General features: G+C 70.2%; 20 protein-coding genes. 5 read left to right on the top strand and 15 right to left on the bottom strand.

Translation table 11 applies throughout. The annotated features are described in order from the left end of the window. Window positions 1–18 precede the first annotated feature (18 nt). A complete protein-coding gene (locus QRN27_RS05815; RefSeq protein ID WP_285041089.1) occupies window positions 19–672 on the top strand; it encodes a DUF1345 domain-containing protein in 654 nt (217 codons plus the stop codon). 154 nt (window positions 673–826) lie between these two features. Here QRN27_RS05815 and QRN27_RS05810 read toward each other — a convergent pair whose 3' ends face one another. Together QRN27_RS05810 and acs are read right to left on the bottom strand one after the other, a co-directional pair. After that, a complete protein-coding gene (locus tag QRN27_RS05810) occupies window positions 827–1,408 on the bottom strand; it encodes a nitroreductase family protein (protein ID WP_056008984.1) in 582 nt (193 codons plus the stop codon). A gap of 79 nt (window positions 1,409–1,487) precedes the next feature. Further along, window positions 1,488–3,584 carry an acetate--CoA ligase gene (gene acs / locus QRN27_RS05805; protein WP_502929471.1) on the bottom strand — a complete coding sequence of 699 codons (2,097 nt, stop codon included), beginning with the start codon at window positions 3,582–3,584 and terminating at the stop codon, window positions 1,488–1,490. Window positions 3,585–3,758: 174 nt separating this feature from the next. Here acs and QRN27_RS05800 point away from each other — a divergent pair, with 174 nt between their 5' ends. After that, window positions 3,759–4,715, top strand: coding sequence for an NADP-dependent oxidoreductase (locus QRN27_RS05800; RefSeq protein ID WP_285041088.1), 957 nt, complete (start codon window positions 3,759–3,761; stop codon window positions 4,713–4,715). A gap of 121 nt (window positions 4,716–4,836) precedes the next feature. On the opposite strand, the gene QRN27_RS05795 is transcribed toward QRN27_RS05800, so the two are convergent. Beyond that, window positions 4,837–5,181 carry a hypothetical protein gene (locus QRN27_RS05795; protein WP_285041087.1) on the bottom strand — a complete coding sequence of 115 codons (345 nt, stop codon included), beginning with the start codon at window positions 5,179–5,181 and terminating at the stop codon, window positions 4,837–4,839. A 61-nt stretch (window positions 5,182–5,242) separates the two neighbouring features. Continuing rightward, window positions 5,243–5,620 carry a hypothetical protein gene (locus QRN27_RS05790; protein WP_285041086.1) on the bottom strand — a complete coding sequence of 126 codons (378 nt, stop codon included), beginning with the start codon at window positions 5,618–5,620 and terminating at the stop codon, window positions 5,243–5,245. Between the two features lie 126 nt (window positions 5,621–5,746). On the opposite strand from QRN27_RS05790, the gene QRN27_RS05785 reads away from it, so the two are divergent. After that, on the top strand, window positions 5,747–7,195 hold the full coding sequence (locus QRN27_RS05785) for a lipase maturation factor family protein (RefSeq protein ID WP_285041085.1): 1,449 nt from the start codon (window positions 5,747–5,749) through the stop codon (window positions 7,193–7,195). Window positions 7,196–7,210: 15 nt separating this feature from the next. On the opposite strand, the gene thrC is transcribed toward QRN27_RS05785, so the two are convergent. From thrC to QRN27_RS05745, 8 genes are all read right to left on the bottom strand, one after another. Beyond that, the gene (thrC, locus tag QRN27_RS05780; RefSeq protein ID WP_285041084.1) at window positions 7,211–8,656 is read right to left on the bottom strand and encodes a threonine synthase; all 1,446 of its coding nucleotides are present in this window, start codon (window positions 8,654–8,656) and stop codon (window positions 7,211–7,213) included. A gap of 87 nt (window positions 8,657–8,743) precedes the next feature. Beyond that, on the bottom strand, window positions 8,744–9,853 hold the full coding sequence (locus QRN27_RS05775) for a threonine aldolase family protein (RefSeq protein WP_285041083.1): 1,110 nt from the start codon (window positions 9,851–9,853) through the stop codon (window positions 8,744–8,746). A 161-nt stretch (window positions 9,854–10,014) separates the two neighbouring features. Then, window positions 10,015–10,449 carry a hypothetical protein gene (locus QRN27_RS05770; RefSeq protein WP_285041082.1) on the bottom strand — a complete coding sequence of 145 codons (435 nt, stop codon included), beginning with the start codon at window positions 10,447–10,449 and terminating at the stop codon, window positions 10,015–10,017. Then, a complete protein-coding gene (locus tag QRN27_RS05765) occupies window positions 10,446–11,600 on the bottom strand; it encodes an ABC transporter permease (RefSeq protein ID WP_285041081.1) in 1,155 nt (384 codons plus the stop codon). Before QRN27_RS05765 ends, QRN27_RS05770 begins: the two co-directional genes overlap by 4 nt. After that, a complete protein-coding gene (locus QRN27_RS05760) occupies window positions 11,597–12,481 on the bottom strand; it encodes an ABC transporter ATP-binding protein (protein WP_285041080.1) in 885 nt (294 codons plus the stop codon). Before QRN27_RS05760 ends, QRN27_RS05765 begins: the two co-directional genes overlap by 4 nt. A 177-nt stretch (window positions 12,482–12,658) precedes the next feature. Continuing rightward, entirely contained in the window at window positions 12,659–13,663 is a 1,005-nt protein-coding gene (locus QRN27_RS05755; protein WP_285041079.1) for an aldo/keto reductase family protein, read from the bottom strand. Window positions 13,664–13,726: 63 nt separating this feature from the next. Then, complete coding sequence (locus QRN27_RS05750; protein WP_285041078.1) at window positions 13,727–14,437, bottom strand: response regulator; 711 nt, start codon at window positions 14,435–14,437, stop codon at window positions 13,727–13,729. Further along, window positions 14,434–15,834, bottom strand: a complete 1,401-nt coding sequence (locus QRN27_RS05745) for a sensor histidine kinase (protein ID WP_285041077.1) — start codon at window positions 15,832–15,834, stop codon at window positions 14,434–14,436. Before QRN27_RS05745 ends, QRN27_RS05750 begins: the two co-directional genes overlap by 4 nt. 164 nt (window positions 15,835–15,998) lie before the next feature. Here QRN27_RS05745 and QRN27_RS05740 point away from each other — a divergent pair, with 164 nt between their 5' ends. Continuing rightward, entirely contained in the window at window positions 15,999–16,643 is a 645-nt protein-coding gene (locus QRN27_RS05740) for a SatD family protein (protein WP_285041076.1), read from the top strand. Next, entirely contained in the window at window positions 16,643–17,407 is a 765-nt protein-coding gene (locus tag QRN27_RS05735; protein WP_285041075.1) for a hypothetical protein, read from the top strand. Before QRN27_RS05740 ends, QRN27_RS05735 begins: the two co-directional genes overlap by 1 nt. Window positions 17,408–17,470: 63 nt before the next feature. Here QRN27_RS05735 and QRN27_RS05730 read toward each other — a convergent pair whose 3' ends face one another. The 3 genes from QRN27_RS05730 to QRN27_RS05720 all read right to left on the bottom strand — a co-directional run bounded on the left by QRN27_RS05730 (window position 17,471) and on the right by QRN27_RS05720 (window position 21,071). After that, the gene (locus QRN27_RS05730; protein ID WP_285041074.1) at window positions 17,471–18,904 is read right to left on the bottom strand and encodes a DUF6421 family protein; all 1,434 of its coding nucleotides are present in this window, start codon (window positions 18,902–18,904) and stop codon (window positions 17,471–17,473) included. A 155-nt stretch (window positions 18,905–19,059) separates the two neighbouring features. Then, window positions 19,060–19,905 carry an ABC transporter permease gene (locus QRN27_RS05725; RefSeq protein WP_285041073.1) on the bottom strand — a complete coding sequence of 282 codons (846 nt, stop codon included), beginning with the start codon at window positions 19,903–19,905 and terminating at the stop codon, window positions 19,060–19,062. A 104-nt stretch (window positions 19,906–20,009) separates the two neighbouring features. Then, a complete protein-coding gene (locus tag QRN27_RS05720) occupies window positions 20,010–21,071 on the bottom strand; it encodes an aliphatic sulfonate ABC transporter substrate-binding protein (RefSeq protein WP_285041072.1) in 1,062 nt (353 codons plus the stop codon). Window positions 21,072–21,105: the final 34 nt, after the last annotated feature.

Below are 21,105 nucleotides of genomic sequence, written 5' to 3'. Positions count from 1 at the left end.
CGGTGCCACGATCAGCTCGTGAGCTCATCGACCCCAGGACCGATCATGGTGCGGCACGGCGCGAAACTCCGGCTGTCCGTCTCCGCCCTCATCGGCCTGGTCGTAGGGGTGGTCGCCGGTCTGCAGTGGTTCTGGGCGGGCGCGATCCTCGCCGGCTGGGGTGCCACCTGTGTGGTCTTCGTCGGATCGCTCTGGGTGCGGATCTGGCGGATGGGCCCGGACCGGACGCGGGAACACGCGACATCCGAGGAGCCGGGGCGGACGACGAGCGAGGTGCTCATCGTGCTCGCGAGTGTCGGGAGCCTCGTGGCGCTGAGCGTCGTCATCCTCCAGGCGCGGGCGTCGTCCGGCGTCGAGCAGGGCGTGCTCGCGGGCTTCGCCGTGCTGAGCGTGGCGCTCTCCTGGGCGCTCATCCACACGATCTACACGCTGCGGTACGCGCGCATGTACTTCGCCGCTCCGGAGGGTGGGATCGATTTCAACCAGGAGGAGGCTCCGCAGTACAGCGACTTCGCCTACCTCGCCTTCGACCTCGGGATGACGTACCAGGTGTCCGACACGACGCTCCGCACCAGCGAGCTGCGACGCACGGTGCTGAAGCACACGCTGCTCTCGTACCTCTTCGGTTCCGTGATCCTCGCGACCGTCATCAACCTCGTCGCCGGGCTGTAGCGACGCGACGGACACGCCCTTCGACAGGCTCAGGGACCGCGAGGGTGCTCGGGGACCGCGCGAGGGTCTCAGGGACGGTTACGACGAGTGAGCCCCGGAACGACGACTGCGCAGCCCGGCGGACCGGACTGCGCAGCAGGGTGGAGCGGGCGGACTACTCCTGGACGATCACGAGGTCCGCGATGGGGCGACGCTCGCGCGGAGCGCTCTCGCGGTCGCGGAGCATGCCTTCCGGCAGCAGCTCGGGCTCACCGAGTTCGCCGAGGGCCGTGACGGTGAAGGGCAGCAGGCCGTCCGGCAGCGAGAAGGCCTCGCGGAGGCCGTCGGCGGAGAACCCGGCCATCTGGTGGGCGAAGAGCCCGTCGCTGTGGGCCTGGACGCTCAGGTGCGCCATGGCCTGGCCGAGGTCGTAGATCGCCCACGGGCGCTCCTTGCCCTCGTCGTCGAGGGTCTCGGCGACGGCGACGACGAGCGCGCCCGCCTGGGCGGCCCACCCGCGGTTGAACGGCACCAGCTGCTCGGCGATCTTGTCGAACGTCTCCGTGCCCTTCGTGCCGACGATGAACCGCCAGGGCTGGCTGTTGTTGGCGCTCGGCGACCACCGTGCGGCTTCGAGCGCGGAGGCCAGCTTCGCCGCGTCGACGGGCTCGCTGACGAAGGCGCGGGGGCTCCAGCGGTCGGCGAGGACGTCGAGGATGGGGGCATCGGTCTGGGCGGTGCGAGTCACGATGGACATGGATCTCCAAAGGGGGACGGGGAATGGAACAGGGTCGGCGTCTCCATTGACGATGGATGCAACTGCATGGATCCGCGGGCTATTCCCCGGCCTGCACGATTCGGGCGGCGTTCACGATCTCGGCGATCCGGTGCGGTGCGGACTCGTCCTGGAGTGACGTGGTGTCGCCGAGCGGACGGCGGTCGACGATGTCGCCGAGGAGGCGGCGCATGATCTTGCCTGACCTCGTCTTCGGGAGGTCGGGGACGACGAAGACGTCGCGCGGTTTCGCGATCGGCCCGATCTCGTTCGCCACATGCGCGCGGAGCGCCGCCTCCAGGCTCGCGGAACGCTCCAGCCAGTACGCCTCCTCGTCGGCCTCGGGCCCGTGCGAGCGCGAGGAGGGGATGACGAAGGCCGCGATCGCACTGCCGGTGATCGGGTCGTGCACCCCGACCACGCCGGCCTCGCCGACGTGCGGGTGCGAGACGAGGGCGGACTCGATCTCGATGGTCGACAGCCGGTGGCCCGACACGTTGATGACGTCGTCGACCCGGCCGAGCACCCAGATGTCGCCGTCGGCGTCCCACTTCGCGCCGTCTCCGGAGAAGAAGTAGCCCTGCTTCCAGTACGTCGCCCAGTAGGAGTCGCGGTACCGCTCCGGGTTGCCCCAGACGGTGCGTGCGATCGAGGGCCCGAACCGGCTGACGACGAGGTACCCGCCGGAACCGTAGGGCACCGTCTCGCCCGCTTCGTCGACGACGAGTGCTTCGAGGCCCGGGAGGGCGCGACTCCCGGAGCCCGGCTTGATCGTGGTCGCACCGGGCAGCGGCGCGATGACGGCTGAACCCGTCTCGGACTGCCACCAGGTGTCGATGACGGGGGCCTCGCCGCGGCCGATGCGCTCGCGGAACCACATCCAGGCCTCGGGGTTGATCGCCTCGCCGACGGTGCCGAGCAGCCGGATGCTCGAGAGGTCGTGCTCTGGCGGCGGGCCTTCCGGGAACCACGTCATGAGCGTCCGGATGAGCGTGGGCGCCGTGTAGTACGTCGTCACCCCGTACCGCTCGATGATCTCGAAGTGCCTCGCCTGGTGCGGGGTGTTCGGTGTGCCCTCGTAGATGACCTGGGTGAGGCCGTTGGAGAGGGGCCCGTAGATCTCGTAGGTGTGCGCCGTGACCCAGGCGAGGTCGGCGGTGCACCAGTGGACGTCGTCGTCCTTCGCGTCGAAGACCGCCCAGTGGGTCCAGGACGCCTGAGTGAGATACCCGCCTGAGGTGTGCACGAGGCCCTTCGGCTTCCCGGTCGTGCCGCTCGTGTAGATGATGAACAGCGGGGTCTCGGCGTCGAAGGCCTGGGCCTCATGGGTGTCGGCGGCGACGCCGACCGTGTCGTGCCACCAGACGTCGCGCCCGGGCGTCCACGGCACGTTCGGGGTCTCCTCGCCCGTCCGCGCGACCACGAGGACGTGCTCCACCGAGGGGACGCCGTCGACGGCGGCGTCGGCGTTCTGCTTGACCGGCACCGCAGCACCGCGACGGTACTGGCCGTCGGTGGTGATGAGGAGCTTCGCCTCCGTGTCCTCGACGCGGAACCGCAGTGCCTCCGCCGAGAAGCCGCCGAAGACGAGCGAGTGGATGGCACCGATACGGGCGACCGCGAGCGTCGCGATGACCGTCTCCGGGATCACGGGGAGGTAGATGACGACGCGGTCGCCCTGCCCGATGCCGAGTTCGGTGAGGGCGTTCGCCGCCTTCGAGACCTCGCGCTGCAACTCGGCGTAGGTGATCGAGCGGCGGTCGCCCGGTTCGCCCTCGAAGTGCAGCGCTACCTTGTCGCCCCGCCCGGCGTCGACGTGTCGGTCGACGCAGTTGACCGCGACGTTGAGCGTGCCCCCGGCGAACCAGGTCGCGGCGGGGACGGTGAGTTCCGACGAGGGGTCGTCGGGATCGGAGCCGTCGACCGGGCGCGCAGGCTCCCAGGTGTGCGCCGTCTCCCAGGGGGTGACCCAGTCGAGTCGGCGTGCCTGTTCCTCCCAGAACGCGACGGGGTCGGCCGCGGCACGCGCCCACTCGCCCGGGCCGACGTTCGCCTCACGCGCGATGTCGGCGGGCGGCGCGTAGCTGCGGGTCTCGGCGAGCAGGTTCGCGATGGTCGCGGAGGCCGCGGCGGACATCGATCCATCAGTGGGAGGCATGTTCCAACGCTACGGGGGCCGCACCGACCGGTGCCATCCGGCGGTCATCCGGCGTCATGCTCGGCCACCCCCGAGGCGCTGTGGAGGAGGGTCGGGAGTAGCCTCGGAACGCCGTCTTCCAGGGCGGCGACCGTCGACGAGCGGCACTCCGCCGCGTCACGAGAAGGGAACGACATGGCCACCGTCATCCAGTATCGGGAGCTCGGGTCCGCAGACGTCCTTGAGACCGTCGAGGTGCCGACCCCGCACGCGGGTCCGGGCGAGCTCGTCGTGGAGGTCCGCGCCGCCGGGGTGAACCCCATCGACTGGAAGCTCCGGAGCGGCATCCGAGGCGGCGAGCTGACCGGGCCGCGCCGGGTCGGGAGCGACGGTTCCGGCGTGGTCGCCGAGGTCGGCGAAGGGGTCGAAGGCTGGTCGGTGGGCGACGAGGTCGTCATCACGAACGCCTCGGGGACCTACGCGACGCACGTCGTCGTGACGCCGCAGCAGATCATCGCCAAGCCGGCGGGCGTCTCCTTCGAGGAGGCGGCGGCGATCGGCATCCCGGTGAGCACCGCCTATCAGGCCCTGCGCTCGCTCGGGGTGACCGAGGGGACGACCCTCCTCATCCATGGCGGCTCGGGCGCGGTCGGGCACGCGGCCGTGCAGTTCGCCGTGGCGTGGGGCGCGACGGTCGTCGCGACGGCCAGCGAGCGGAACCACGAGCGTCTGCGCGAACTCGGAGCCGTCCCGGTCGCCTACGGACCCGGCCTGGTCGAGCGCGTCCACGAGGTCGCGCCGCAGGGCATCGACCGCGTGCTGGACGCCGTCGGGACCGACGAAGCGCTCGACGCCTCCTTCGAGCTCGTCGACGACCGCCGGAACATCGGGACGATCGTGGTCGGCGCGAGGGCGGCCGCGCTCGGGATCCAAGCGTGGTCCGGTGGCAATCCGCTCCCGCTCACCGAGCAGGAGCAGGCGTGGCGCGCTGAGGCGATCCCGGCCGTCGCGGAGCTCGCCTCGGCCGGATCGGACGGTCACCGACGGTTCAGCTTCGAACTCGGCACGATCCGACCGCTCGCCGAGGCCGCAGACGCACACCGCGAGAGCGAGTCGGGGCACCCGAGCGGGAAGCTCATCCTCATCCCCTGACCGCCCTCGACCGTCTCGCAGACCGGGAGCGCCCGGAGCGGAAGCGCCCTTCGACAGGCTCAGGGACCGGGGTGAGCCGGGCGAGGCCCGCTTGCCGTCGCCGCCCGAGCGCGACTCCGGTCTACTCGGGGCCCTCGCCGTTGTCGTCGCCGACCGGCGCGTGGTCCGCGAGGTCGTCGGCGTCGTCGAGGTCCTCGAGCGAGTCCTCGGTGTCGTCGGCCCCGTCGAGTCCGGCGTCGCCGACCACGTCGTCTCCGCCGACGCCGTCGCCGGCGTTGCTCAGGCCGCCGTCACCCGGGGCGGCGTCGTCGCCCGAGCGGTCGAACGCGTCGCCGTCTGGGACGACGCCGCCGACGGAACTGTCGGTCGAGTCCTCACCGGGCACGTGCGCCTGAGCGCCGGGGCCGCCGTGCGCGAGGGCGTCGCGCTGCGCGTCTGCTGCTGCTGCATCCATGGGATCGGTCATGTGGGCAGCCTAGGCATCCCCTGCTCCCGCCGCTCGGGCTTGGCTGAGGGCGCTCCGACGCCTATCCTCTGCGCTGCTCGCCGAGCTCCGGCGCCGTGCCGTCGTCCTGCAGTTCGGAACCGTCGTCGGCGTCGTCGATGTCGTCCGCGAGCTCGTCGTCGCCGGGGCCGACGCGGGTGTCGTCGAAGGGGTCGAAGGCGTGGTCGTCCGTCGGACGGTCGATGGGGACCTCGTCGCCCGTGTCGTCCAGATCGGATCCGTCGTGTCCGTCGGGGGTGGCGTCCTGCGCGTCGGTGACGAGCGGGCCGTCGGTGCCGTCGGGGACGGTCGCGCCGCCGTCGTCGATCGGTTCGCCGAGGAGGGGAGCGCCCGCGCCCTGGCTGATCGGCTCCTCGCGGGCGCTCATGGGGTCGTCTGGTCCATGCGTCGTGTCGGTCATGCCCGCCAGCGTAGGTCGGTGCAGCGGGCGCCGTGCAGGGCTGGTGTGCTCCGGCCGACCGATCTATCCTGTCCGCGCGGGAGCATGGGGACCTCCCGAGGGATCGAGGAGCGAGGGGAGACGCCGATGACCTGGAGCTGGTTCGACGCCGGTGACTCGTTCATCGCCCGCGAGGTCCTGCAGCGAGGGGTCGCCGCCATCTTCCTCGTCGCATTCGTGTCGACGGCGAACCAGTTCCCCGCGTTGCTCGGCGAACGCGGGCTGCTCCCGATCCCCTCCTTCCTCCGCCGCATCCGGTTCCGCCAGTCGCCGAGTCTCTTCCACTGGCACTACTCCGACCGGCTGCTGCTGGTGGTCGCCTGGGGCGGGGCACTCGTCGCCGCGACCCTCGTCGTCGGCCTGCCGCAGCTCGGACCGCCCTGGCTGCCCATGCTCGCGTTCCTCCTCCTCTGGGCGGGGTATCTCTCGATCGTGAACGTCGGACAGACGTTCACCTCGTTCGGCTGGGAGACGCTTCTCCTCGAGGCCGGGTTCATCGTCGCCTTCCTCGGGTCCGGTGCGGTGGCACCACCGGTCCCGGTGGTGCTCTTCCTCTGCTGGCTCGTGTTCCGGCTGGAGTTCGGTGCCGGGATGATCAAGATCCGCGGCGGGCGGGAGTGGCGCGACCTGACGGCGATGGAGTTCCACCACGAGACGCAGCCGATGCCCGGCCCGTTCAGTTGGCACGCGCACCGGCTGCCCCGCTGGGCGCACCGCGTGGAGGTCGTCGGCAACCACGTCGTGCAGCTCGGGGTGCCGTGGTTCCTGTTCGCGCCGCAACCGGTCGCCTCGGTGGCGGCAGGTCTCGTCATCCTCAGCCAGCTCTGGCTGATCGTGACGGGCAACTTCGCCTGGCTCAACTGGATCACCGTCGTCCTCGCGTTCGCCGCGGTCGACGACCGGAGCTTCCGTGCGGTCATGCCCTGGCTGCGGTCACCGGACGGGGCAGCGACCCCGGAGCCCGGATCGTCACCGCTCTGGTGGGTGCTCCTCGTCACCGCCGTGACCACCGGGCTCGTGCTCCTCAGCATCCGTCCGTTGGTCAACCTCTTCTCGCGCCGACAGCTGATGAACGCGAGCTTCAACCGCTACCACCTCGTCAATGCCTACGGGGCGTTCGGCACGGTGACGAAGGTCCGCCGCGAGCTGATCGTGGAGGGCACCGACGCCGCGGACCCGGACGACGAGACCGGGTGGCGCGAGTACGGATTCCGCGGCAAACCGGGCGACCCGCTGCGTCGCCCGCCGCAGTTCGCGCCGTACCATCTCCGACTCGACTGGCTCCTGTGGTTCCTGGCGCTCGGCGTTCGCGACACCGCCTGGTTCGAGCGGTACCTCGAACGCCTCCTACAGGGTGACCGGGCGGCGCTCGCGTTGCTCCGCGACGACCCGTTCCCCGACGGGCCACCCCGGTGGATCCGGGTGACGGTCTGGCGGTACCGGTTCACGACGCGACGGGAACGCCGCGAGACCGGGGCGTGGTGGGTGCGGACGCGCCTCGGGGTGCTGGTGGAGCCGATGACCCTCGGGGAGTGAGCGCGCCGTTCGGCGTCAGCGCCCGCTGTGCTCCGCGATGATCGCCTTGATGCGGTCGACGTCGGCCGGCACGATCTCGAAGCGCTGCTCCAGACCCTCGATGCCCTCGAACGCGGCCGGGCGCTCCGGCTCCTCGCCCAGCGCCTCGCGGACGATCTCAGCGAACTTCGCGGGCAGCGCGGTCTCCAGGACGAGCATCGGGACGCCCTCCCGCAGGTGGCGCCGGGCGACGGTGACGCCGTCGGCGGTGTGCGGGTCGATCGTGACGCCGTAGCGCTCGTGCACGTCGCGGATCGTCGCGACCCGGTCGGCGTGCGTGCTGCGGCCGGAGACGAACCCGAACTCGCTGATGCGCTCGAACTCGGGCGTGCCGGAGAGGTCGAACCCGCCCTCCTCGTCGAGTGCACGGAACAGCTCGCCGAGCCGCGAGGCGTCCTGGCCGACGAGGTCGTAGAGGAAGCGCTCGAAGTTCGACGCCTTCGAGATGTCCATGCTCGGGCTGGAGGTGTGATGCGTCTCGGCCGCGGACCGCGGGCGGTACACGCCGGTGCGGAAGAACTCGTCGAGCACGTCGTTCTCGTTGGTGGCGACGACGAGCTGGTCGATCGGCAGCCCCATCGAGCGCGCGATGTGGCCGGCGCAGACGTTCCCGAAGTTGCCGGACGGCACCGAGAACGACACCTTCTGGCCGGGACCGTCGGTGGCCAGCAGCCAGCCGTGGACGTAGTAGACGATCTGGGCGACGACGCGGGCCCAGTTGATCGAGTTGACGGTGCCGACGGCGTGGAGCGCCTTGAACGGTGCGTCCTTCGAGACGGCCTTCACGATGTCCTGGCAGTCGTCGAAGTTGCCCTCGACGGCGAGGTTCACGATGTTGTCGTCCTGGAGGCTGAACATCTGCGCGCGCTGGAAGCTGCTCATACGGCCGTGCGGGCTCAGCATGATGACCCGGATGCCCGTCTTGCCGCGCATGGCGTGCTCGGCTGCGCTGCCCGTGTCGCCGGAGGTCGCGCCGAGGATGTTCAGCTCGTCGCCGCTCTTCGCGAGCGTGTACTCGAAGAGGTTGCCGAGGAGCTGCATCGCCATGTCCTTGAAGGCGAGCGTCGGGCCGTTCGACAGGCCGAGGAGCCGGAGTTCGGTGCCGCCCTCCTCACCGAGGGTGCGCAACGGGGTGATGAGTGAAGCGTCGTCGCCCTGGCGACCGTTCGAGTAGACCTCGGCGGTGTAGGTGCGGCGCGTGATGTCCTGGAGGTCGGCGGCCGGGATGTCGTCCGCGAACTTCGACAGCACCGCGAAGGCGAGGTCGGCGTAGGAGAGCTCGCGCCACGACTCGAGCTCCTCGGCCGTCAGCTGCGGGTACTCCGCCGGCAGGTAGAGCCCGCCGTCGGGTGCGAGCCCGCCGAGGAGGATGTCCGAGAAGTGCTGGGGCAGGTCGTGTCCCCGCGTCGACTGATAGTGCATGACCGTCTCTCTCATCCGGATGGAAGCCCGACCACCAACCTTGCCACATCGTGGTTGGGCTCGCGTGGGTGGGTCGTCACGCAGGAGCTAGCCGCGCGCGAGTTCCTCTCGGATCGCGGCGACGAACGCGTCGATGTCCGCTTCGGTGGTGTCGAAGGAACACATCCACCGCACCTCGCCCTTCGCGGCGTCCCAGTCGTAGAACCGGAACCGTTCGCGCAGGCGGTCCGGCACCCCGGCCGGCAGGGTCGCGAAGACCGCGTTCGCCTGGGTCGGCTGGCTGAACCCGAGACCGGGTGCCTCGCCGGCTTCGATGAGGGCCTCGAGCGAGGAGCGCAGACGTGCGGCCATCGCGTTCGCGTGGGAGGCGGAGCGCAGCCACAGGCCGTCGCCGCCGTCAGCCGCCGGTTCGAGCAGGGCGATGAGCTGCGCGGCGCCGAAGCGCATCTTCGATGCCAACTGCATGTTGAGCTTGCGCAGGTAGATCAAGCCCTCCGACGCCGAGGGCTCGAGGACGACGATGGCCTCGCCGAACATGAGTCCGTTCTTCGTGCCCCCGAACGACAGCACGTCGACGCCGGCGTCGGTGGTGAACGCCCGCAGCGGGACCCCGAGCGCGGCCGCGGCGTTGGCGATGCGGGCGCCGTCGAGGTGCAACTTCATGCCGTGCCCGTGGGCGTGGTCGGCGATGGCCCGGATCTCCTCCGGGGTGTACAGCGTGCCGAGCTCGCTCGTCTGGGTGATCGAGACGACGAGGGGCTGGGCGCGGTGCTCGTCGCCCCACCCCCAGGCCTCGCGGTCGATCAGCTCAGGGGTGAGCTTGCCGTCCGGAGCCTCGACCGTGAGGAGCTTGATGCCGCCGACGCGCTCGGGTGCGCCGCCCTCGTCGGAGTTGATGTGCGCGGTCGTCGCCGAGATGACGGCACCCCAGCGCGGAAGCATGGACTGCAGGCCGACGACGTTCGCGCCCGTGCCGTTGAACACGGGGAACACGGCGACGTCGCGACCGAAGTGGTCGGCGAACACCTCGTGCAGGCGACGGGTGTAGTCGTCCTCGCCGTACGCGATCTGGTGGCCGCCGTTGGCCGCAGCGAGGGCTTCGAGGATCTCGGGGTGGACCCCGGAGTAATTGTCGGAGGCGAAGCCGCGGATGGAGGAGTCATGCAAGGAGTCGGTCACTGATCCATCCTCGCGCATGCCACACGCAGCTTCCGTGCATCGCGGGCGGACTTCCTGCGTGGATGGAACCCGGTCAAGGCTGTTCACAATTCAGGAGCGCCCGGGTGCGGCGTCATCGGACGAGGCGAATCGGCCGCGACGCGCCGTGGCGCTCCTGAATTGCGAACCCGAACGTGCGGTCAGTCGGCGGCGTGACGCGGGCCGTCGGAGGAGGGGACGACCTCCTCGGGGACGGCGTCGATCGCGGCGTCGACGTCGGCGTGCGCACCCGGCTCGGGTTCGGCGTCCGGCGTCTCCTGGGCGAGCGCATGCTCGTACGCGAGGGCGTGCACGGCGATCGAGGACGCGACGGCGGCCTCCTCGTCGTCGCCCACGGTCGGCGTCGCGGTCGAGGCCGCGTTCGCGGCGGCCTGCTCGGGCGTCAACCGCGCGTCCTGGTCCTCCTCGTCCTCGTCCACGAGGTCGAGCACGATGGGCTCGTCGCCGTAGATGTCGCCGACCGGGTCGCCCGCGAGCGGGGCGGGCGCGGGGAGGCGCTGCTCCGCGTCGAGGAACTGCTTCGCCTCGAAGGCACCGGGGTTGAAGACCTCGTCGATCCCGCCGAGCCCGCTCATGCCTTGAGCGCTTCCGAGATCTTGACGCGCCCACCCATTTTGAGCAGCGAGTTCTCGTAGATGCGCGAGCCGACGAGGATGACGAGCGCCGCGGAGACCGCGAGGATGAGGAGCGACAGGATCGGCTCCCACCACTGCGCCGAACCCACGAACAGGCGGACGGGCATCCCGACGGCGGCCGAGAACGGCACGTAGGACATGATCGTCATGATCAGCGGATTGTCATTGAAGAGGATGACGGCGAAGTACGGGATCATGATGAGCATCGTAATCGGCGTGGTGGTCGATCCGATGTCCTCTTGCCGCGAGACGAGCGATCCGGCGGCCGCGAACAGCGCGGCCAGCAGGATGAAGCCGAGGATGAAGAACACCACGAACCAGACGACGGGGGTTCCGAGGCCCGCGAGGAGTTCGCTCTGGCCCGTCACCGTCAGGCCGATGACCGACAGCGCGGCGATCGCGAGGATCTGCCCGAACGCCAGGATGCTGTTGCCGAGCACCTTGCCGGCGAGCAGGGCCTTCACCGGGATCGCGGACATGAGGATCTCGACGACGCGCGTCTGCTTCTCCTCCACGACGCTCTGCGCGATCGACGCACCGAAGGTCGTGGCCGACACGAAGAAGACGAGTCCGAAGCCGAGCGAAACGATGTAGAGCAGGAAGCCCGCCGACCCATCGCTGTCGGGGTCGAGGATCGTGACCTGCGGCTGGACGCTCATCTGGGAGACGAGCGCCGGGTCCGCCTCGGTCGCGAAGATCAGTTCGAAGCCGGTGGCGTTGCTGTCGCTCGGGACGATCGCCGCCTCGACGTCACCGTCCTTCACGAGCTGCTCGGCGGCTGCGGCGTCGGGCACGCCGGTGATGTCGAACTTCCCCGCGGCACCCTCGGTGAGTCCACCGCCTGGGCTCCCCACGACCGCGACCTTCATCGCCTCGGACGCCGTGTTCTTCGCCATGAACCCGCCGACGACGATGCCGGCGAGGATCACGAGCAGCAGGATGCCCGTCGAGATGAGGAAGGTCTTGCTCCGGAGGCGCATCTTGACCTCGCGCTCGGCGACGAGGCCGATGCTCTGGACGAGGCTGGGGGAGGCGGGGCCGGCGTGACGGCGTCCGCTCGGCTGAGTCGGCGTGTGCGTTGCGGTGCTCACTGGATGACCTCCTTGAAGATCTGGGCGAGGGTGGGACGGAGTGGGGCGAAGCTGGTGACGTCGCCGTGGGTGAGCGCCTCGCGGAGGACGGCCTGGGCGGCAGCGGCATCGTCGGCGTCGAAGAGCGCGTAACCGCCGTCGAAGTCGACGACCGTGATGCCCGGACGTTCACGCAGCCAGCCGGTGTCCGCCGTGGTGAGGAGTTCGTAGCGGTTGCCGGCGTGCGCCTCGCGGAGGGTGTCGCGCGAGCCGGAGGCCCGGATGGTGCCGGACGCGATGATCACGAGGTCGTCGCAGAGTCGCTCGACGATGTCGAGCTGATGGCTCGAGAACAGCACGGGGGCTCCACCCGAAGCGACCTCGCTGAGCACGCCCACGACCACGTCGACCGCCATCGGGTCGAGACCGGAGAACGGCTCGTCGAGGACGAGGACCTCGGGGTCGTGGACGAGCGCCGCCGCGATCTGGGCGCGCTGCTGGTTGCCGAGCGACAGGCTCTCGAGGGTGTCGTTCCGGCGCTCGCCGAGGCCGAGCCGCTCGAGCAGTTCGCCGGCGTTGCGCTTCGCGGCGTGCGTGGTGAAGCCGTGCAGCCGCGCGAGGTACACGAGCTGCTCCTCGACGCGCATCTTCGGGTAGAGGCCGCGCTCCTCCGGCATGTAGCCGAAGCGACGACGGTCTTCGGGGGTCAGAGCGGTGCCGTCGAGGGTCACGGTGCCGGCGTTGGCGGTGAGGACCCCGAGGAGGATGCGCATGGTGGTCGTCTTGCCGGCCCCGTTCCCGCCGACGAAGCCCGTCATGCGTCCGGGAGCGACCTGGAAGCTGACGTCGTCGAGCACCTTCCGTTCGCCGTACGACTTGTCGATGTGGCTGAGTTCGAGCATCGGCCGCCTCCAGTGAGCGTGTGTCCGGCGGGGGCCGGGGCGGGGGTCTCCCCGTCTGCTCATCACGCTACGGCCGTCCCGCGTGCACCGGCATCCCCCGCGGGGCGGGTTGACGCGACGACGCCCGGCCTCCCCGTCCGTCTGACGGGGGAGACCGGGAGTCTCGGTGCGGCCTGATCAGGCGGGACGCGACTCCGGGGAGACGGTCTTCGCCGGGTCGGTCTCGGCGACCGATGCGACGGCCTCGTCGATCCGGGCGATCACCGAGTCGTCGAGCTTCACGCCGGCAGCGGCCGCGTTGGCTGTGACCTGCTCCGGGCGTGAAGCGCCGACGATCGCACCCGCGATGTTGTCGTTGTGGAGCACCCAAGCGAGCGCCAGCTGCGCCATCGTGAGGTCGAGCTCCTCGGCGATCGGCTTGAGCTGCTGCACGGCGGTCAGCACCTCGTCGTCGAGGAAGCGCTTGATCGTGTCCGCTCCACCCTTCTCGTCCGTCGCGCGGCTGCCCTGCGGCAGTTCGGCACCCGGGAGGTACTTGCCGCTGAGGACGCCCTGCGCCACAGGCGACCAGACGATCTGCGAGATGCCGAGCTCGCGGGAGGTCGGGACGACCTCCTCCTCGATGACGCGCCACAGCATCGAGTACTGCGGCTGGTTCGAGATGAGCTGGAAGCCCAGCTCCTTCGAGAGCGCGTGGCCGGCGCGAAGCTGCTCCGCGTTCCACTCGCTGACACCGATGTAGAGGGCCTTGCCGGCACGCACGACGTCGGCGAAGGCCTGCATCGTCTCCTCGAGCGGGGTCTCGCTGTCGTACCGGTGCGCCTGGTAGAGGTCGACGTAGTCGGTGCCGAGGCGCATGAGCGACCCGTCGATCGACTCCATGATGTGCTTGCGGGACAGGCCCACGTCGTTGTGTCCCTTGGGGCCGGTGGGCCAGTAGACCTTCGTGAAGATCTCCAGGCTCGCGCGTCGTTCGTCCTTGAGGGCGTCGCCGAGCACCTGCTCCGCCGCCGTGTTCGCGTACGCGTCCGCGGTGTCGAAGGTGGTGATGCCGGCGTCGAGGGCGGCCCGGACGCTCGCCGTCGCGACGTCGTTCTCCACCTGTGAGGCGTGGGTCAGCCAGTTGCCGAAGATGATCTCTGAGATCTTGAGTCCGCTGTTGCCGAGGTATCGAAATTCCATGGTCGTCACGGTACTCCTCCCGCCGGATCGGGGGACGGGGTTGCGCCGAGGCGGAGCGAACCCTCAGCTGCGCGGTGCGGCGAGCCCGTGCTCGTAGGTGTAGATGACCGCCTGGATGCGATCGCGGAGGGCGAGTTTCTGCAGCACCTTCGAGACGTGCGACTTCACGGTCGCCTCACCGACGAAGAGGGTCGTGGCGATCTCCTGGTTCGACAGCCCCTGGGCCACCAGATGCAGGACCTCGCGCTCGCGCTCCGTCAGCTGCTCGTAGTCGGAGCCGGTCGTGCGGACGACCTGGGTGGGCGCCTGGCCGGCGGCTGGGTCGGCGACCGCCGTGGTCTGCCGGGTGAAGCCCTCGATGACCCGACGCGTGACCGCGGGGGACAGCAGCGCCTCTCCGTCGGCGATCACCCGCACCGCCGCGACGAGCTCCTCCGGGGACGAGTTCTTCAGCAGGAAGCCGCTCGCGCCGGCCAAGAGCGCTTCGGCCAGGTAGTCGTCGCGGTCGAAGGTGGTGAGGATGAGGACCGCGGCGTGCACCTCGGGGTCGGCCACGATCCGACGGGTGGCCTCGAGGCCGTCCGTGCCGGGCATCTGCACGTCCATGCAGATGACGTCGGGCGCGAGCGTCGTCGCGAGTGCCACCGCTTCGGAACCGTTCGACGCCTCGCCGACGATCTCGATGCCCGGCTGTGAGCCGAGGATGATGCGGAACCCCGCGCGGAGGAGTTCCTGGTCGTCGACGAGGAGGATGCGGGTGGGGTGCTCGGTCATGCTGGGTCCTCCGTCATCGGGGTCGAGGGGTGGGCTGCTGCGGACGACAATGCCCTGGTGTCGTCGCGGGCGGAGTCGACCGGTTCCATCGCCTGGTCACCGGACCGTCCGAGCGGGATGGCCGCGCGGACGAGGAAGCCACCCCGGGCGCGGGCGCCGACCTCCAGGACGCCGCCGGAGGATGCGACGCGCTCGCGCATGCCGATCAGTCCGAGCCCGCCACGTCTGGCCACCGCGGGGACGGTGCCCGTGTTGGTCACCTCGAGCTCCACGGCGTCGGTCAGGTAACGGAGCCGGACCTCCGCCGTGGCTTCGGTGCCACCGTACTTCCGGGCGTTCGTCAACGCCTCCTGCGCGATCCGGTACAGGTTGAAGGAGACCACCGCCGGGATGGGGACCGGATCGCCGATGCGCTCGAACCGGGTCGGCAGGCCGTTCGCGCTCGACTCGTCGGCGAGCTGACCGAGCCGGCCGACGCCCACTGTCGATGGTCCGTCCTCCGGGTTCGTGTCGCCGTCCGCTCGCAGGGTGCCGAGCATCTTCCGCAGTTCGTCGATCGCGCTCCGGGCACCGAGCTCGACGTTCGTGAGGGCGTCGCGCGCGGCCGCGGGGTTCGCATCGAGCACGGTGCGCGCCGCCCCCGCCTGCACGCCCATCACGGAGACGTGGTGGGCGACGACGTCGTGCAGTTCACGGGCGATCCGCACCCGTTCGAGCGCGACCGCCTGCCGGGCCGACCGCGCGCGCTCCTGCTCGAGCTCGATCGTCCGCGCTTCGAGCACCGCCCGCTCCCTCGCGGACTGGTACGCGCGCTCGCCGAAGAAGTAGGCGCCGCCGAAGTACAGGATGTTCGTGAGGATCTGGATGAGGATGAACGCGACGAGCGGCGAGAAGAGGCCGACCCGGGACAGGTTCGGGAGGGCGTCGGGGTCGGTGGCCTGGATGAACATGTAGACGAGGAGCCAGGCGAACATGGCGAAGATGATCAGCACCCGGACGAGCACCGCTCTGCGTCGGTCCGACACCCAGGCGCCGACGGTGTAGATGGCCATGAACAGGGCGATGTTCGTGAACAGCACCTCGGGGACGAGCACCGTGCCGCCGATGATGAACATGACCCCGACGATGACCGACACGGTGCAGGGGGCGCGGCGACGGACGGCGAGGGGCGTGGTGATGCCGATCGCCCACAGCACCGAGGCCCACATCGGGGCCGGCTCGGCGTAGAAGCCGGCGATCGTGTAGAGCGTGAGGCTGAGGAGGGTGCCGACGCCGAGCGCGATGGCGAGGACGACGTCCGAACGGAGCTCGGCGGTGGTGGCCTTCGGTCGTCGCCACCCGGCGTCGTACGGGTCGAGCGGGCGTGACTCGTGCTGCTCGGCGGCGGTGGCGCTCATGCCGTCAACGGTAGCGCGGCACCTGTCGGGGCGGCATCCGTCGTCCGGCGGAGGGCGCCGCCACGGAGGCGGACGTCCACGTTCCGTCTGAAGTTCCTGGCTTCATTCCGCGATTCTGAAGCCAGAAGCTTCATTCTCCGAGAGTGAAGATATAGGCTTCACTCATGAACGCGCCCATCGCAGTGATCGTCGACATCTCGAGATCGAAGGAGCACGCGGATCGCGTCGCGCTGCAGCGGACCGTCGAACGCGCACTCGCGAAGGCGGATGAGCACGTCGCTGCCAGACAGCCGTTCGTCCCCACGGTCGGCGACGAGTTCCAGGCGGTCTTCGCCGACCTCCCCGCCGCACTCCTCGCGTCGTTGCTGGTGCGCCTCGAACTGCCCGCCGGTGTGGACTGTCGCTTCGGCCTGGGGTTCGGCGAGGTCAGGGAGATCGGCACCGGGCTGCGCGTCCCCCTGCAGGATGGACCCGGATGGTGGGCCGCACGCGCGGCGATCGACCGGGCCCGCGCCCACGAGTACGCCAGGTTGCACGAACTCAGGACCTGGTTCGCCGTGGGCGGCACGCACGCCGATGCCCCGGACGAGGCGCTGGTCAACGCCTACCTCCTCGGACGCGATCACCTCGTGGGGACGATGTCGGACCGCGGCCGTAGGCTCCTGCTCGGGAAGTTGTCGGGATGGACGCAACGCGAGCTGGCCGAGCGCGAAGGCGTGTCGGACTCCGCGGTGTCCCAGACCGTGCGGGCGCAGGGTGTGCTGGCCGTCTTCGAAGGACAACGGTTGATGACGGAGGTGCTCGGATGATGGTGGTCGCCACCCTGTTGATCGCCGTCGGTGCCTCGGACGTCGCACGGCTCGTGCTCGGCGCGGCTCTCGGCTGGCGACGGGATCGACTGCTCGGCACCGCCGTCGGCGTCGTACTCGGCGCGGCCGTCGCCCTGGGTGTGGGGATCGGCGCCTGGGTGGCCGTGCTGCTGTTCGTCCCCGTTTGGCAATCCGCCACCCGCCCCGGACGGCACCGCGCGGCGGCGGCCGCCGTCGGCCTGCTCGGGCTCCTCGTCGTCGCCGTCCTGGCCCTCGGCTCGCTGCAGCCGTCACCGCAGGGGCCGGTGGTCACCTGGTACGACGCCCTGCCCTACGCCGGCCTGGCGGCCGTGCCGCCGGAGGTCGCGGCGATCGTGGCCGGTTCCATCCTCTTCCTCATCGAATCGGCGAACGTGGTCGTCCGACTGGCGCTGGCTCCGCTCGCCGCGAAGGAGGCGACGGCGGAGCGGCGTGCCGACGACGGAGCCGTCCTGTTCCGCAGCCCCGACGACGTCCTCGAGCTCCCCCTCCCCGGCGGGCGACTCATCGGACCGCTGGAGCGCATCCTCATCCTCGCGCTCGCCCTCGCCGGGCAGTTCACGGCGATCGGCGCGGTCGTCGCGGCGAAGGGCATCATCCGTTTCCCGGAGATCTCGAAGGACTCCGCCGGAGGCTCCAAGGCCGAGTTCTTCATCGTCGGCAGTCTCGCCAGCTGGGTGCTCGTCGGTGGGGCTGTGGCGCTCGCCGGCCTGGGCTCAGCCTGAAGCTGAAGCCCGGAGCGGCACGCAGGGTGCGGCTGCTCCGGGCTCCTCCGCGGCATGGTCGGGTCAGGCCGCGGATCGCCCCGTGATGCCGGCGGTCGAGGCGATGACCTCGGTCATCTTCTTGCCGAGCGCCTCGTAGAACATCGACAGCGGGAACTCGTCGTCGAGGACCGCGTCGGTCAGCCCACGCGGCGGGCCGCTGAGGATCTCGTCCGACAGTCCTCGTGCCCAGTTCGACGCGGGGTGCGGGGTCAGCGTCGTCCGGACGAGGTCGTACGCCGCGAGCCAGTGGGCCGTCTTCGGGCGGTCGATCGAGCGCCAGTACAGCTCGTCGATGCTCTCCCCGAGCTGGACGACCACGTCCGAGACCTCGTCCCAGTCGATGGTGAGGCGGGTGTCGGTCCAGTGCAGCACCCCACGCTGGTGCATCCAGGCGAAGAGCAACTGGCCACCCAGCCCGTCGTAGTTGCGGACCCGGGAGCCCGTGATCGCGAAGCGGAAGATGCGGTCGAAGATGATCGCGTACTGGACGAGCTTCGCGTGCCCGAGGATCGCCGCGTCGGCGGGGTCGAGCGTCTCGGTCTCGGAGCGGAGGGTCAGGGACCGCTCCAACTGCACGGACTCGCGGAAGGCCGTGAGGTCGCAGCGCAGCTCCTCCAGGGAGTAGAGGAAGAACGGCATCCGCTGCTTGATCATGAAGGGGTCGAAGGGCAGGTCGCCGCGCATGTGCGTGCGGTCGTGGATGAGATCCCACATGACGAAGGTCTCCTCGGCCAGCTGCTGGTCGTCGAGGAGCGAGGCGGCATCGGCCGGGAGGTCGAGCTTGGTGATCTCGGCCGCGGCACGGACGACGCGTCGGTAGCGCGCGGCCTCCCGGTCCTGGAAGATCGCCCCCCAGGTGAACGGGGGGATAGCGCGCATGGCGACCGTCTCGGGGAACAGGACCGCCGAGTTCGTGTCGTAGCCGGGGGTGAAGTCGAGGAAGCGGATGGGGACGAACAGGGCGTTCGTGTAGTCGCCCGCTTCGAGCGCGGCGATGAACTCCGGCCAGATGACCTCCACGAGCACCGCCTCGAGGTGGCGGTCGGGGGAGCCGTTCTGCGTGACCATCGGGAACACGACGAGGTGACGGAGGCCGTCCACCCGGTGCTGCTCGGGGTGGAAGGCGACGAGGGAGTCGAGGAAGTCCGGGACGCCGAACCCGTCTCGTGCCCAGCGTTCGAGGTCGGTGACGAGGGCCTCGAGGTACTCGGCGTCGTGGGGGAAGCGTGGAGCCAGGGTCGTGACGCTCGCGACGATCGTGGCGATGTGCGCTTCGGCCGCGGCGTGATCGCCCACCTCGGGGATGGATCCGTCCTTCGCCTGGACGGTCTGCACGGCGGTCGCGGCGGCCTTGAGCTCCACCCAGGCCGGGTCCGCGGCGAGTGCGGCGGCGTCTTCGACGACCTCCGGCTCTCCGACGATGCTCTTCGTGTGGGTGGTGGCGACGTTCGACATGGTGAACCTCCTGACCGCTGCGCAGAGTGCCGCCTCACCGGGTGGGAGGCGATCTCTTCGAGCGTACGGGCGGACCAGGCGGTGGTTTCTTGCGTCGAGAGCGACTTCGCTGCAACATCCGGGCATTCGCGCCGCGGACGTGCGGCAGGCGTCGGTTATCCCCAGCGGCGCTTGATCCAGCGGTCGAACACGCCCACGAGCGCGTCGGTGAGGGCGCCGAGCAGGGCGAGGACGATGATGACGAAGAAGATCCGGTCGACACGGCCGTTGTTCTGCGAGTCGACGAGCCGGAAGCCGAGGCCCATCGACGACGCGATGAGTTCCGCGGCCACGAGGAACAGCCATGCCTGCGCGAGTGCGAGACGCAGCCCGGAGACCACCGAGGGGGTCACCGCCGGCAGCTGGACGGTGCGGAAGAGCGCGACCCCGTTCAGTCCGAACGCGCGGCCGGCCTCGACCAACTGCCGGTCGACATGACGGAGGGCGGCCGACACCGTCGTGTACACCGGGAAAAAGGCGCCGATCGCGATGAGGGTGATCTTCGACTCCTCGCCGATCTTCAGCCACAGGATGAGCAGCGGCACCCAGGCGAGCGACGGGACGGCGCGGATCGCGGCGAACGTCGTCGACAGCAGGATGTCGCCGAGGCGGGAGAGCCCGACGACCGCGCCGAGGACGAGGCCGAGCACGGCGCCGATGAGGAAGCCGATGAGGACCCGCTGCACCGAGATGGCGACGTCCTGCTGCAGCCAGCCGCGTTGCGCGAGGTCGACGCCCGCTGCCCACACCTCGGCGGGCGCCGGGAGCTGCGAAGCGGGCACGAGGCCGAGTGCCGTGACGAGCTGCCAGGCCACGAGGATGAGCACCGGGACCAGGAGGCCGCCGAGGACGACGACGATCCTGCGGGACCCGAGGACCGCACGCGCCTCGCGGCCGGACTGGGTGGCCTGGGCGCCCGCGAGCGCTACGGTCGGGGTGCCGAGGCCGGGTTCGTCGCTCACGGGTTCCTCTCGGGACGGGGCCCTTCGACAGGCTCAGGGACCGGGGGTTGGCTCAGGGACCGGCGGTTGGTTCAGGGGCCAGGATGTGGCTGAGGGACCGGGGGCTACTTCGCGCCGATGGCGGACGGATCGGCGTCCGTGACGAAGCTCGGGTCGAAGAGGTCCGCCAGGGCGTCGTCCACCTTGTCCTGCGAGGAGACGTCTCCGGACTCCACGAAGATCGGCCCGATGATCGACAGCACCTGCTCCTGCGCCTTCCCCGGGGTCGGGTCGACGTCGAGGTTGGAGCGTTCCGTGATCACCTTCGTCGCGACCGCGAGGTCGAGGCCGGCGGCGTCGGCGAGGATCTGCGCCGTCTCGTCGGGGTTCGACGTGGCCCACTCGCGGGCGTGCTCGTACGCGTTCACGACGGTCTGGGCGACGTCGGGTCGCTCATCGATGAAGGACTCCGTCGCGGCGAGGATGCCGAAGCTGTTGAAGTCGACGTTGCGGTAGATGAGCTTCGCACCCGCCTCCTCGGCACCGGCCATGATCGGGTCGAGCCCCGCCCAGGCGTCGACGGAGCCGTTCTGCAGGGCGGCCCAGCCGTCGGCATGCTGGAGGTTCTCGATCGTGACGTCGGAGGCCGAGAGCCCGGCCTCCTCGAGGGCCTGGAGGAGGAAGAAGTACGGGTCGGTGCCCTTCGTCGCGGCGACCTTCTTGCCCTTGAGCTCGGAGACGTCGGTGATGGGGGAGCCGGCGCCGACGACGATCGCGGACCACTCGGGCTGGGAGAACACGTCGATCGCCCGGATGGCGGAGCCGTTCGCGCGGTTCAGGAGCGCCGCCGAGCCAGCCGTGGAGCCCACGTCGATCGCGTCGGCCCGGAGTGCCTCGTTGGCCTTGTTCGACCCGGCCGACTGCACCCAGTTGACGGTGATGTCCTGGTCGTCGAGTGCGTCCTCGAGCCAGCCCTGGTCCTTGATGATGAGCGAGAGCGGGTTGTAGGTCGCGAAGTCGATGTTCAGGGTGCCGCCCTCGGTGGTGCCGGCGGTGCTGTCGCCGCCGGCTGCCGGGGCGTTCTCGCCGGCGACGCAGCCGCTCAGGAGGAGTGCGGCCGTGGCCGTGGCGGCGACGAGCGCGATGCGTCCGGCTCGGGAGGTGGTGAAGCGGCGTCGAATGGGCATGCGTTGGTCCTTGCTGTGGATCGGTGCGCGATGG

Source organism: Plantibacter sp. LMC-P-059a (assembly GCF_030209505.1).
In the GTDB taxonomy this organism is placed as follows: Bacteria; Actinomycetota; Actinomycetes; order Actinomycetales; family Microbacteriaceae; genus Plantibacter.
Note: the sequence above shows the minus strand (reverse complement) of the source record. Positions and strands in the feature narration are given on the sequence as shown.

Excerpts from the sequence above, each read along its gene's own strand:
- acs (WP_502929471.1), bottom strand. The coding sequence starts at position 3,584 with ATGCCTCCCACTGATGGATCGATGTCCGCCGCGGCCTCCGCGACCATC.
- QRN27_RS05760 (WP_285041080.1), bottom strand. The coding sequence starts at position 12,481 with ATGCTCGAACTCAGCCACATCGACAAGTCGTACGGCGAACGGAAGGTG.
- QRN27_RS05745 (WP_285041077.1), bottom strand. The coding sequence starts at position 15,834 with ATGAGCGCCACCGCCGCCGAGCAGCACGAGTCACGCCCGCTCGACCCG.
- QRN27_RS05750 (WP_285041078.1), bottom strand. The coding sequence starts at position 14,437 with ATGACCGAGCACCCCACCCGCATCCTCCTCGTCGACGACCAGGAACTC.
- QRN27_RS05735 (WP_285041075.1), top strand. The coding sequence starts at position 16,643 with ATGGTGGTCGCCACCCTGTTGATCGCCGTCGGTGCCTCGGACGTCGCA.
- QRN27_RS05785 (WP_285041085.1), top strand. The coding sequence starts at position 5,747 with ATGACCTGGAGCTGGTTCGACGCCGGTGACTCGTTCATCGCCCGCGAG.
- QRN27_RS05775 (WP_285041083.1), bottom strand. The coding sequence starts at position 9,853 with ATGCGCGAGGATGGATCAGTGACCGACTCCTTGCATGACTCCTCCATC.
- QRN27_RS05795 (WP_285041087.1), bottom strand. The coding sequence starts at position 5,181 with ATGACCGATCCCATGGATGCAGCAGCAGCAGACGCGCAGCGCGACGCC.
- QRN27_RS05740 (WP_285041076.1), top strand. The coding sequence starts at position 15,999 with ATGAACGCGCCCATCGCAGTGATCGTCGACATCTCGAGATCGAAGGAG.
- QRN27_RS05730 (WP_285041074.1), bottom strand. The coding sequence starts at position 18,904 with ATGTCGAACGTCGCCACCACCCACACGAAGAGCATCGTCGGAGAGCCG.
- QRN27_RS05790 (WP_285041086.1), bottom strand. The coding sequence starts at position 5,620 with ATGACCGACACGACGCATGGACCAGACGACCCCATGAGCGCCCGCGAG.
- thrC (WP_285041084.1), bottom strand. The coding sequence starts at position 8,656 with ATGCACTATCAGTCGACGCGGGGACACGACCTGCCCCAGCACTTCTCG.
- QRN27_RS05770 (WP_285041082.1), bottom strand. The coding sequence starts at position 10,449 with ATGAGCGGGCTCGGCGGGATCGACGAGGTCTTCAACCCCGGTGCCTTC.
- QRN27_RS05810 (WP_056008984.1), bottom strand. The coding sequence starts at position 1,408 with ATGTCCATCGTGACTCGCACCGCCCAGACCGATGCCCCCATCCTCGAC.
- QRN27_RS05800 (WP_285041088.1), top strand. The coding sequence starts at position 3,759 with ATGGCCACCGTCATCCAGTATCGGGAGCTCGGGTCCGCAGACGTCCTT.
- QRN27_RS05720 (WP_285041072.1), bottom strand. The coding sequence starts at position 21,071 with ATGCCCATTCGACGCCGCTTCACCACCTCCCGAGCCGGACGCATCGCG.
- QRN27_RS05755 (WP_285041079.1), bottom strand. The coding sequence starts at position 13,663 with ATGGAATTTCGATACCTCGGCAACAGCGGACTCAAGATCTCAGAGATC.